This window comes from Nonomuraea sp. NPDC049504, assembly GCF_040676845.1.
GTDB classification, from domain to species: domain Bacteria; phylum Actinomycetota; class Actinomycetes; order Streptosporangiales; family Streptosporangiaceae; genus Nonomuraea; species Nonomuraea salmonea.
Genome location: NZ_JBFAPT010000035.1, coordinates 88,363 through 99,722, shown reverse-complemented (window position 1 = coordinate 99,722; position 11,360 = coordinate 88,363). Strand labels below are relative to the sequence as shown.

Annotated in this window: 10 protein-coding genes; 6 read left to right on the top strand and 4 right to left on the bottom strand. The window is 67.9% G+C overall.

All coding sequences use genetic code 11. From position 1 onward, the window contains the following. Positions 1-91: 91 nt before the first annotated feature. Positions 92-508 (bottom strand): VOC family protein, encoded by a 417-nt coding sequence (locus tag AB0K28_RS44385; protein ID WP_364382643.1) that lies wholly within the window; start codon positions 506-508, stop codon positions 92-94. Between the two features lie 134 nt (positions 509-642). Between AB0K28_RS44385 and AB0K28_RS44380 the strand changes: the two genes are divergently transcribed. The 4 genes from AB0K28_RS44380 (at position 643) to AB0K28_RS44365 (ending at position 5,351) form a co-directional block, all read left to right on the top strand. Continuing rightward, positions 643-1,152, top strand: a complete 510-nt coding sequence (locus AB0K28_RS44380; protein WP_364382640.1) for a hypothetical protein — start codon at positions 643-645, stop codon at positions 1,150-1,152. Between the two features lie 207 nt (positions 1,153-1,359). Further along, a complete protein-coding gene (locus AB0K28_RS44375) occupies positions 1,360-1,908 on the top strand; it encodes a flavin reductase family protein (RefSeq protein ID WP_345408234.1) in 549 nt (182 codons plus the stop codon). Positions 1,909-1,960: 52 nt separating this feature from the next. Then, positions 1,961-3,295 (top strand): AarF/UbiB family protein, encoded by a 1,335-nt coding sequence (locus AB0K28_RS44370; protein WP_364382637.1) that lies wholly within the window; start codon positions 1,961-1,963, stop codon positions 3,293-3,295. A 400-nt stretch (positions 3,296-3,695) separates the two neighbouring features. Beyond that, a complete protein-coding gene (locus AB0K28_RS44365; RefSeq protein ID WP_364382634.1) occupies positions 3,696-5,351 on the top strand; it encodes an FAD-binding oxidoreductase in 1,656 nt (551 codons plus the stop codon). Positions 5,352-5,456: 105 nt separating this feature from the next. Here the strand turns inward: AB0K28_RS44365 and AB0K28_RS44360 are convergent, their stop codons facing one another. From AB0K28_RS44360 to AB0K28_RS44350, 3 genes are all read right to left on the bottom strand, one after another. Then, positions 5,457-5,942, bottom strand: coding sequence for a hypothetical protein (locus tag AB0K28_RS44360; RefSeq protein ID WP_364382631.1), 486 nt, complete (start codon positions 5,940-5,942; stop codon positions 5,457-5,459). Continuing rightward, positions 5,939-6,499, bottom strand: coding sequence for a hypothetical protein (locus tag AB0K28_RS44355; RefSeq protein WP_364382628.1), 561 nt, complete (start codon positions 6,497-6,499; stop codon positions 5,939-5,941). The genes AB0K28_RS44360 and AB0K28_RS44355 overlap by 4 nt, the downstream gene beginning before the upstream one ends. Positions 6,500-6,632: 133 nt before the next feature. Then, on the bottom strand, positions 6,633-8,351 hold the full coding sequence (locus AB0K28_RS44350; protein WP_364382625.1) for an acyl-CoA carboxylase subunit beta: 1,719 nt from the start codon (positions 8,349-8,351) through the stop codon (positions 6,633-6,635). Between the two features lie 299 nt (positions 8,352-8,650). On the opposite strand from AB0K28_RS44350, the gene asnB reads away from it, so the two are divergent. Continuing rightward, positions 8,651-10,486, top strand: a complete 1,836-nt coding sequence (gene asnB / locus AB0K28_RS44345) for an asparagine synthase (glutamine-hydrolyzing) (protein ID WP_364382622.1) — start codon at positions 8,651-8,653, stop codon at positions 10,484-10,486. A gap of 144 nt (positions 10,487-10,630) precedes the next feature. After that, positions 10,631-11,326: a TetR/AcrR family transcriptional regulator gene (locus tag AB0K28_RS44340; RefSeq protein WP_364382619.1), complete on the top strand. Its 696-nt coding sequence runs from the start codon at positions 10,631-10,633 to the stop codon at positions 11,324-11,326. Positions 11,327-11,360 lie beyond the last annotated feature (34 nt).

Below are 11,360 nucleotides of genomic sequence, written 5' to 3'. Positions count from 1 at the left end.
CGGTCGGCGGTCGGCGGTCGGCGGTCGGCGGTCGGCGGTCGGCGGTCGGCGGTCGGCGGTCGGCGGTCGGCGGTCGGCGGTCGGGTGCGCGTCACGCCTGGGTGAACAGCCAGCGGTGGCCTTCGATGTCTTCCACCCGGTAGACCTTGCCGTCGCCGGAGGTCTCCGGCTCGGACAGGATGCGGGCGCCGGCGTCGCGGGCCCGCCGGTAGTGGGCGTCGACGTCGTCCACGTGGACGAGCACGCCGTCGATCACGTACGGGACGGAGAGCCAGCGGCGAGCCGCCTCGCACTCCTCGGCGTGCCGCCGGGGCCCATGGTAGTCGGGCGTGGCCTCGGCCATCATGATCCGGCCGCCGCCCGCCGTGCGCATCTCCAGGTGCCCCACCTTGCCGTCGGGCATGGCGACGCGGTTGACCTCCTCGAACCCGAACGCCTTGGCCAGCCACTCCGAGGCCGCCGCCGCGTCCTGGTAGGTGAGGTAGGGGATGACCTGCTGGTCTGTCATGTCGGGCTCCGTAGTGTCGAGGGCTGTCGTATCCGGCTCTGTCGTATCCTGCTCTGTCGTACTGGATCTGCTATGTCGGGCTCTGTCCGCTTCGATGTCCCCAGACCAGGGCCAGCACGTCCGGCAAGCACCGCGTGCGAGCGCCACGCGGTCGCGAGCGAGGTTCCGAATTCTCCGGCCAAACACCCCTCGTCGGCCACCACGAAGCCGACAAGATCTTCGATGTCCTTCGCAGCCTCGACGGCTCCACTACCCGCTTTCTGGCCGCCTTGCTCGGTAAGCAGCTGAAGTCCCGCGTCATCCTCCAAGCCCAGCGGCCCGCAGCAGGTGCCCTCTCCCCCGCAGTGCGCGCTCGCATGAACGCCGCCACCGACGACACCGTGCCGCCATGCGCAAACTCCTCAAGCGAACGGGCACCCGCCCCGACGCCCTCTTCTGCGCCACCGACCTCCTACGACATCGACGAAGACCGCTACAGCACCCCGGCCCTGACCACCATCTTCCCCGACAAACGCCAGATCGCCGAGACCGCCGTGGACCGCCTCCTGGCCCGCGCCCGAAGCAAAACGGATCTGCCGGCCAACGACACCGGCTTTACCCTGAATGTCCGAGAAAGCACCATGGGCCGCACCTCCCCCGCCTGACCGACACCTGGCCAAGTGGTGCCCTGCGCGGGCAGGGCACGGTCGGAGAAGCGCGCGCCACACCTGAGGTCGAATACTCATTCCATCTCGGTAAGAGGCTTCGGCGCGAAACGCATCGGATCACCGGGGCGGAAGCGTCCCCGCCTGCTCTTGCGGGGCTGAGCTGCGCGGCAGCGTGCCGAGGCCCGAGGAAGGGAGCTAAGGCGAATGGCGACGGCCAACAACGTCCCGGCGAGCACCACTTTCGAGCCCCGAGAACTACGACGCATCTTGGGGAGCTTCGCGACCGGTGTCACCGTCGTGACCGCCGGCGGGGACGAGCCGCGCGGCATGACCGCGAACTCGTTCACGTCCGTGTCGCTGAATCCGCCGATGGTCCTGGTCTGCGTCCTGCGCGACGCCGCGATGCACGAGATGATCCTGCGGCACAGTGCCTTCGCGGTCTCCATCCTGTCCGACCGGCAAGAAGGCGTGGCCCGGCACTTCGCCGACCGCCACCGCCCCCGTGGCCTGGCCGAGTTCGCGAACGTCGCCTGCTTCCCCGGGCCGCGCACAGGGTGCCTCGTGCTGCCCGGCGCGCTGGCGTGGTTCGAGTGCTCCCTTGCCGCGGTCTATGACGGCGGGGACCATTCGATCTTTCTCGGCGAGATCGTCAACCTGGAGCGCGGCTCCGGTGAGGACGCGCTGTTGTTCCATGCCGGCGCGTTCCAGCGCATCAACACCCCTGCCGACTGGCGCGACCACATCCTTCTATGAGTACGGCCACGCGGCCGGCGACATCCCGCCGACGGCGATCAGTCTGGGGGCGATGGTGAACGGATTCATGGGCCGCGTTCTCCGAGCGGTCGGCATGGCGGTGCGGGCCGTGCACGTGGGCGGCATCATGGCGGGTTACGCCCTGCTGTTCGGCGCGGCGGAAGCCCGTCGCCTCCTGGGACCGCGGCGCGCCGGTCACGGTGCGCGGGCCGGAGGCCTGCACGACGGAGACAGGTGGGTCAGGATGCTCACCCGCCTGGGCCCGTCCTACATCAAGATCGGCCAGCTGGTGAGCACCCGCCGGGATCTCCTGCCGCCGGCGGTGACCGGACCGCTTTCGCGGTTGACCGATGCGGCACCGCCTCCCAGCAGGCGCCGGGTCCGGCAGGCGGTCCTCGCCGCTTACGCCGGGACGCGCTGGCCCTTCAGGGAGTTCACCTGGGAGCCCGTGGCCTGCGGCAGCATCGCGACGGTGCACGAGGCCGTGACCTTGGACGGGCGGCGGGTCGCGGTCAAGGTGCGCCGGCCCGGAATCCAGTGGGTCATGGAGCGCGACTTCGCGCTGACGCTGGCCATGATGCGTGCGCTCGGTGCCGTCCCGAAACTGCGCAAGATGCCGTTCAAGGTGATGCACGAGCAGGTCGGCTCGGCGATCCTGCGGCAGCTGGACTTCCCTGCGGAGGCCGCGGCGCTGGCCGAGCTGCGGACCAACCTGGCCGGGCTCGGCAACGTACGCATTCCCGAACCGCTGGCCGACCTGTGCACGCCCGAAGTCGTGGTCATGGAGTACATCATCGGCCTCAGGCGTTTCGCCCCCGGTGACCTGGACGCCGGCACGCGGCGTCAAGTGGTGCAGGCGGTGCTGGCCGCGGTCTATGAGATGTTGTTCATCGACGGCGTCGTCCACTGCGACCTGCATCCGGGCAACCTGTACTTCGACGAGCGTGCCGGCCTGGTGATGCTCGACGCGGGGTTCGTCATCCGGCTGCCCGACGAGGTGCGCCGTTCCTTCGCCGACTTCTTCATCCACATGGCGATGGGCGACGGCTGGACCTGCGCGCAGATCGTGATCGAAAGCGCGGCGCACGTCGCCGACGACTGCGACGTGGCGGGCTTTCGCGCCGGCCTGACCGAGCTCGTCCAGGAGGCGTCCGGAGCGAAGTCCGGCCAGTTCGCGCTCGCGCCCTTCGCCGGCAGATTGTTCGACCTGCAGCGGCGCTTCGGTCTGTTCCCGGCGCCGGAGTTCGCCTTCCCTCTGCTGTCACTGCTGGTCATCGAGGGAATGATCAAAGACTTCGACAGCGGCGTCGATTTCCAGGCCGAGGCCGTGCCGGTTCTGCGGCGCCGCAACATGCTGCGCGACCGTACGGCACAGCTGCACAAGTGAGCATCCACAGTGCCGGCCGGCCCGTTCGCTCTGGCTGACGATCCGCAGAGCAATCTGGAAGAAGACGCTTTCTCCGCTTTCTCCCCATAATTGGCTCCGTCAGCGAACATGGGCTTGCTCGAATCGTAGGCGAAATGGGCATTTTTCTGCACGGCGCCCAGATTGTAACGCGAAGGGCAAGCAACAGGCGACCGGCGAACTTCGGAACAAAGCCGTGGTGATGCCGACGCGAGGAAAGCGTCCCGTGGAATACCGACCCGTCAGGATTTATCCGAAAAAAACGTTGCGTATTCCATGGACCGCCATACGGGGGGACGAGCGTGCGGGCTGCCGGCGCGCCTTGGCCGTCAGCGGACGGCTGACGCTGACGCTCCTTACCGAGCGAAAGGGACAACGTACTATGGCACAACGACGGGGGCTGGACCGGCGGAAGTTCCTGGCGGGAACCGCTGCCGGCGTCGGCGGGGGGATCATCACCGGTGGTTTCGCCTCGAGCGCCGCGGCGGCCACGGAGCCCGACCCGGCGGTGGTGGCCCGCCGGACGAGCACGGCCACGACCGTAGGCCCCGACAGCCCGCAGTACCCGGACCTGGTCCGGGCGCTCAACGCCCGCTACACGGCGGCACCGCGCTCGGTTCACGTGGTGGACGCCCCGCGGCAGGTGCGGGCGATCGTCGAGCAGGCGGTCAGCGCGAACAAGCGGCTGACGGTACGAGGCGGCGGGCACTGCCTGGAGGACTTCGTCTACAACTCCGACGTTCAAATGATCATCGACCTGTCCAACATGAACCGGGTCTACTACGACGAGGCGCGCAACGCGATAGCCGTCGAGTCGGGCGCCACGCTGCTGGACGTCTACGAGAAGCTGTACCAGACCTGGGGCGTCACCGTTCCTGGCGGCATCTGCTACTCCGTGGGCATGGGTGGCCACGTCGCCGGTGGCGGCTGGGGCTGGCTGGTTCGCCGCGACGGCCTGATCATCGACCACCTGTACGGGGTGGAGGTCGTGACGGTCAGGGCCTCGGGCGTCGTCCGCAAGGTGGTGGCGACCAGGGAGGCCGACGACCCCCACCGAGACCTGTGGTGGGCGCACACCGGCGGCGGCGGAGGAAACTTCGGCGTCGTCACCCGCTACTTCTTCCGCTCGCCGGACGCCACCGGCACCGACCCCACCCGCCTGCTGCCCAGGCCGCCGTCGAAGGTGCTGTACGCGGTCGCCGCCTGGGGGTGGGACCAGCTGAACAAGGACAGGTTCATCCAGCTCATCCAGAACTACGCCAACTGGCACGTCACCAACGCGGCCCCGACCAGCCCGACCCGGTTCCTGAGCAGTTTCATGGTGCTCAACCACGTCTCGAACGGCACAGTCGTCCTGCTCACGCAGGTGGACGCCGGCGCACCCAACGCCGAAACCATCCTGAACGACTACCTGACCTTCATGAGCAACGGCGTGGCTCAGCCGTTCATCAGCCAGGTCCGGCTCCCATGGCTGCAGGCGGCCCGCCTGACCGGCACCACCAACCCGCTGCTCAACGACCCGACGCTGCGCGGGGAGTACAAATCCGCCTACATGAAGGCCGCCTTCCCCCAGGACCAGGCGGAGGCGCTGTACAAGCATCTGGCGCGCACCGACATCGACAACCCGAATCTCAGCGTCCAGCTGTCGCCGTTCGGCGGCATGACCGCCGCCGTACAGCCGGGTGACACCGCCTCGGTCCACCGCGGCGCGGCCTTCAAGATGCTCTGGGCGGCGAATTGGAGCGATCCCGCTGACGACGCCAAGAACATCGCCTGGGCCCGCGAGAGCTACCAGGACACCTACGCCGCCACCGGCGGCGTGCCCGTTCCCAATGACGTGACCGATGGATGCTACGTCAACTACCCCGACGCCGACCTCAGCGATCCCACCTTCAACCGCTCCACCTCCACATGGCACGACCTCTACTACAAAGACAATTACCCAAGGCTCCAGCAGGTGAAGAAGAAGTACGATCCACGTGACTTCTTCCGGCACCGTCAGTCGGTCGAACTCCCGCCCTCGAAATCAGCGGGCTGACCGGATCACCCCGCCAGGGCCGGGAATCACCGTTTCCAGGTTCGCATGGCCACCGGCCGGCTCGGCGCAGTCGTCACCGAGCCGGCCGGACGGGCCGTGACAGCGCTACGGGCCCGCACGCCGGCCCTCAGGTCCGGCTTCGTCGTTCTTCATGGATCTGTGGATTCTCCGCAATTGACTGAGCGTCAGCGCGGCGCCGGCAAGCAGCAGCGCGACGGTGAACACCCATTCGTTCGACCCTCCGGGACCGTACACCCTGTTGGGGAAGCCGATGTCGACCGCCGAGGTCTGCCGGCCCGCCTGGAGCTGTCCTTTCCCCATCCCGTACATGAAGATGTCCGTCCGGCTCACCGTGCCGTCCTCGGAGCGGAAGTCCCCGTACCACTGGCAGGACTCGTGGCCGGGGTGCTGGACGCATTCCATGTGCTCGGCCGTGAAGATTCCGGGCACTCCGTCCGCACGCGCCGCCTGGATGGCGGGCCAGACACTCGGCGCCGTGAAGAACGTCAGGGACGCGCCGATGAGAGCGACCGTCGCCCGGAAGGCGAATCCGGGCGGCAGCCGCCTGCCTCGGGTTCCCGCTGCTTTCAAGACACTCTCTCGGGGGCGCAGGCGCAGGCCATCGTCGCCCGTTCCTGGGAATTGGGTTTGCGGTGCAGCAGCATCGCCACCACCATCGGGACGAAGACGATGGCGTTGTAGAACAAGTGCAGCTCGAGCCGGGGCACGAGGAGCTGGATGATGCTGCGCGGCGTCGGGCCGCCGAGCAGATTGGCGCCGATGATGACCTGCATGAGCAGCAGGAAATGCTCGAAGTGGTGCCAGACCTGGATGCCCAGCGAGATGTTCCACCATGTTCGCGAGCGCCCGGTGAAGCCGCGCCTCAGCAGTACGAGACCGATGAGCATGAGCAGCGCGTAACCGTAGTGCATCCATTCCGAGGTGACCAGCCACGGGAAGGGAAGGCCCAGGACCCCACGTGCTTCCGGAAGCGGCCAGTTGAGCACGTAGACCTGATACGCCTGCGCGATGTGCTCGGCCCAATGCGCAACGACGATGAAGGCGAAGAAACCGAGTGCCGGCTTGTGCCTCTCCCCGTTCAGATTCGCAACAAGGCCATACGGCGGGTTTACAGAGGCGCTTGTCATCCGACCTCCCGTTCGACCGGTCAAAACAATTCGATGGGCGTCACCCGCGGTGCGTCCCGGACCGATTCTCCACGGATCACGAGCCGGCGGCCTCTCCCAAATTGCTCACTGCGAAAACCGAATACCACGCGAGTCAGAGAGGGATGTTTCCGTGCTTGCGCTGCGGCTGGAACTCGCGTTTGTTACGCAGCATCGCCAGCCCGTCGGCCAGCACTTTGCGCGTCTCGCGGGGATCGATGACGTCGTCCACCAGCCCGCGCTCGACGGCATAGAACGGGTGCAGGAACTCGGCCGTATAGTCGTCGAGCAGTTGCCGCTGCAGCTCCGCGGGATCCGCGGCGGCGGCGAGCTCTTTGCGGAAGAGAACGTCCACCGCGCCCTGCGGGCCCATGACCGCGATCTCATTGGTCGGCCAGGCGAACGACAGGTCAGCACCGACCGACCGGGAGTCCATGACGATGTAGGCGCCCCCGTACGCCTTGCGCAGGATGACCTGTACGCGCGGGACGGTCGCCTCGCAGTAGGCGTAGAGCAGCTTCGCCCCGTGCCGGATGATGCCCTGATGCTCCTGATCGACTCCGGGCAGGAAACCCGGCACGTCGACGAGCGTCACGAGCGGGACATTGAACGCGTCACAGGTGCGGACGAACCGCGCCGCCTTCTCCGACGCCTTGATGTCGAGCACTCCTGCCCTGACCAATGGCTGGTTGCCGACGACGCCCACGACATGCCCGTCGATCCGCGCGAAGGCGCAGATGATGTTCCGCGCCCACGATTCCTGGACCTCCAGGTACTCACGGTCGTCGACGATCTCCGCGATGACCTTTCGCATGTCGTACGGCCGGCGTCCATCGGCGGGCACCAGGTCGAGCAGGGCGTCGCAGGCCCTATCGGCGGGATCGGCGGCGTCCACGACGGCGGGGAACTCCGTGTTGTTCGACGGCAGCAGCGACAGCAGATACCGGACTTCTTCCAGGCAGGACTCCTCGTTGTCGTGGACGAAACTGGCCACGCCGGAGACGGAGCCGTGCACCTCGGCGCCTCCGAGAGCCGAGTGCGTGACCGATTCACCGGTGACCGCACCGATGACGTCCGGGCCCGTGACGTACATCTGGGAGGTGTCCTTGACCATGAAGACGAAGTCCGTCAAGGCCGGGGAGTAGGCGGCGCCGCCGGCGCACGGGCCGAGGATGACACTGATCTGCGGGATCACGCCGGAAGCCTGCACGTTCCTGCGGAAGATGCCTCCATACCCGGCCAGCGCGTTCAGCCCTTCCTGAATGCGTGCGCCGGCTCCGTCGTTCAAGGCGATGAGCGGTGCCCCCATCGAGATGGCGAGATCCATCACTTTGTGGACCTTGGCGGCATGGGCATGGCCGAGAGAACCGCCGAAGAGCCGGAAGTCCGTCGCGTACACGAAGACCCGGCGGCCGAGAACCAGGCCGGAACCGGCGATGACGCCGTCCGTCGGGGGCCGCTTGCGTTCGAGGCCGAACCCTGTTGCCATGTGGCGCCGGAACAACTCGATCTCGGTGAAGGTGTTCTCGTCCAGCAGCAGATCGATCCGTTCGCGGGCCGTCAGCTTGCCTTTGGCGTGCTGGCGCCTGGTGGCTTCCGCGTCTCCGTCCCTGATCGACTCGCGCCGGCGGCCGAGCAGCTCGGCCAGTTCCCGCAGCGTGTTCGTCCGGCCGGCCGCCGGGTCGTCGAGGACGTGGCCGTTCGCCCCCGGCGCGGCGACCCGCGTGCGGGTGCCGTTGTGCCCGTTGCCCGGCTGATGGCCGTTTCCGTGGGGAGGCGCAGCCGGAGCATGAGCCGCGATCGGTCCAGAGTTGCCGGCATGTGCTCCGGTCATCCCGCCTACCTCTCTCATGAGCAGCATCCGCCACCCGGACGAGCAAGAAAGCAACGTGCGTAGGTTAGGCAGGCGGTGACGAGGGGCGGCCACTCCCAGATTGCCCGATGCGGCGCCTTCAGGGGCTCACCGCCGGCCTGCCGGGAGCAAGCTGAGCACGAGGAAAGAAGACCCCCCGGTGTGGCGGCGCGATGCTGGATCCCATCCGATTGCGCACGGAACCGCACCGGCTTCCAAGGCGGCTGCGCGTCGATCGAACCAGAAGCGAACCTCTTCGACGGCCACAGGAGGAGCACGGGATGTGCGGTATCACCGGCTGGATCTCGTTCGATCGCGACCTGGCACGCGAGCACAAGGTCCTGGATGCGATGACCGAGACCATGGCGTGCCGCGGACCTGACGCCCGCGGCAGCTGGGTCGACCGGCATGCGGCGCTCGGCCATCGGAGACTGGCCGTGATCGACCTGCCCGGCGGGCTGCAGCCGATGACCGCCCGCACGGACGCGGGCGACGTCACCCTGGTCTACAGCGGCGAGGTCTACAACTTCGCCGAGCTGCGCGACGAACTCACCCGGCAGGGCAAGCGCTTCAGGACGTCAAGCGACACAGAAGTCGTCCTCCAGGGATATCTGCACTGGGGGCCGGCGGTCGCCGAACGACTCAACGGCATGTACGCCTTCGCGATCTGGGACGGACGGGACCAGAAGCTCGTCATGATCCGCGACCGGATGGGGATCAAGCCGCTCTACTACTACCGGACGCCTGACGGAGTGCTGTTCGGCTCGGAGCAGAAGGCCATACTCGCCCACCCGCTCGCCAAGCGCGTCGTCGATGCCGATGGGCTGCGCGAGGCGTTCTCCTACGCCTTCACCCCAGGACACGCCATATGGGCGGACATGCGGCAGGTCGAACCGGGCACGATCGTCACCGTCGACGTCACCGGCGTCCGCGAGCGCGCCTATTGGCGGCTGGAGACCCGGCCGCACACCGACGACGCCGGCACCTCCGTAGGCCGCGTCCGGGAGCTCCTCGACGACATCGTGCGGCGGCAACTGGTCGCCGACGTGCCACGGTGCCTGCTGCTGTCCGGCGGGCTGGACTCCGGCGCCCTCACCGCCCTGGCCGCGGCCCACCTCGGCGCCGGACAGGTGCGGACGTTCGCGGTGGACTTCATGGGTCAGGCGGAGAACTTCCGGCCCGACGACCTGCGCGACACCCCGGACACGCCGTTCATCCAGGACGTCGTGCGGCACGTCGGGACCCAGCACGCCGACATCGTGCTCGACCCCAGGACGCTGGCCGATCCCGGCGTGCGCAGGGCCGTGGCCCTCGCGCGCGACCTGCCTGTCGGCACCGGCGACATGGACCTGTCGCTGTACCTGCTCTTCAAGGCGATCCGCGGGAAATCAACGGTGGCCCTGTCGGGCGAGGCGGCCGACGAGATCTTCGGCGGATACCGGCACATGCACATCCCGCAGATCCAGGCCGCACGCGCGTTCCCGTGGATCGCCGTCAACGTCGGCCCCTTCGACAAGGACTCCACCGGGCTCGACCCGCACCTGCTGACGCGGCTGGATCTCGACGCCTACCGGCTGGACGCGTACGACACCGCCATCGGCGAGGTCGGGCGTCTCGACGGCGACGACGACTTCGAGCACCGCATGCGGATCATGATTCATCTGCACGTGACCCGGTTCATGAAATACCTGCTCGACCGCAAGGACCGCATGAGCATGGCGGTCGGGCTCGAGGTCCGGGTGCCGTACTGCGACCACCGGCTCGTCGAATACGTCTACAACGCCCCCTGGTCGATGAAGACCCACGACGGCCGGGAGAAGAGCCTGCTGCGCGGCGCCACCCGGCAGTTGCTGCCGGACTCGGTCGCCTGGCGGCCCAAGAGCCCCTACCCCTCCACCCAGGACCCCTACTACAGCCAGGAGTTGCAGAACCAGGGCAAGGACTTGCTGGCCGACCGCGACCACGACGTGTTCGCCCTGGTGGACCGGGACTGGCTCGAAGGCGCCACGAAGCGCGATCCGGCCGCGGTGGACCGGCTGACGCGCCTGGGCCTGGAGCGCGTCCTCGACCTGGCTGCCTGGCTGGACGTCTACCGGCCCGAGCTCAAACTTCCGTGACCCAGGGTCCCGGCAGCTCGAACCGCAGCCGAGGCCGGCCGCGCGGTGACCACCGGATGACCACCGGATGACCACCGGATGACCACCGGATGACCACCGGATGACCACTGACCGGTTTCGTCTCATGGAAGGAAGTCCCGCCGGATGTCACCGCGCAAGACGGACCCGCTTTTCCGCGCCCAGCTGGTGGACGTCGCCGCACGGCTCCTCGCGCAAGACGGGCCGCAGGCCATGACGGTACGGCGCATCGCCAGTGAGGCCGGCAGCTCGACCATGCCCGTCTACACCTACTTCGGCGGGATGAGCGGCCTGGTACGCGCGATCGTTCACGAGGGTTTCGCGCGCATGCAGCAGTACTTCAGCCTCGTCGGCACCTCCGACGACCCCGTGTGCGACATGGCCCTGCTGGGCCGCGCCTACCGCCACAACGCTCTGGCGAACCCGCACCTGTACGCGGCCATGTTCGGCGGTTCCGCGCTCGCCGGGTTCGAACTGTCCGAAGAGGACCGCCAGTACGGCCGCTACACCCTCGTGGACGTCGTCGGCTGCGCCGCCCGATGCGTCGCGGCGGGCAGGTTCCGCGCAGCCGACGAGGAACTGGTGGCCCACCAGATGTGGAGCGCGATGCACGGCCTCGTCACGCTGGAGCTCGGCGGCTACCTCATCCCGCCCTACGATGCGGAGGTGTGCTTCGAGAACCAGCTCATCAGCCTGATGGTCGGCGCCGGAGACACCATCGCGGCCGCCGGTGGATCGGTCGAGGCGTCCAAGCGACGCATGGCGTACGAACTCGCCCCCCACCTCGCCGACCAGCATGGCGCGGCATCGCCCGCACCGTGAAGTCCCACATCCGGCAGGAATACCGGGAACAAAA

Bases quoted from the DNA above. Each gene is read 5' to 3' on its own strand.
- AB0K28_RS44340 (WP_364382619.1), top strand. From the start codon at position 10,631: ATGTCACCGCGCAAGACGGACCCGCTTTTCCGCGCCCAGCTGGTGGAC.
- AB0K28_RS44375 (WP_345408234.1), top strand. From the start codon at position 1,360: ATGGCGACGGCCAACAACGTCCCGGCGAGCACCACTTTCGAGCCCCGA.
- AB0K28_RS44365 (WP_364382634.1), top strand. From the start codon at position 3,696: ATGGCACAACGACGGGGGCTGGACCGGCGGAAGTTCCTGGCGGGAACC.
- AB0K28_RS44385 (WP_364382643.1), bottom strand. From the start codon at position 508: ATGACAGACCAGCAGGTCATCCCCTACCTCACCTACCAGGACGCGGCG.
- AB0K28_RS44355 (WP_364382628.1), bottom strand. From the start codon at position 6,499: ATGACAAGCGCCTCTGTAAACCCGCCGTATGGCCTTGTTGCGAATCTG.
- AB0K28_RS44350 (WP_364382625.1), bottom strand. From the start codon at position 8,351: ATGACCGGAGCACATGCCGGCAACTCTGGACCGATCGCGGCTCATGCT.
- AB0K28_RS44370 (WP_364382637.1), top strand. From the start codon at position 1,961: ATGGTGAACGGATTCATGGGCCGCGTTCTCCGAGCGGTCGGCATGGCG.
- asnB (WP_364382622.1), top strand. From the start codon at position 8,651: ATGTGCGGTATCACCGGCTGGATCTCGTTCGATCGCGACCTGGCACGC.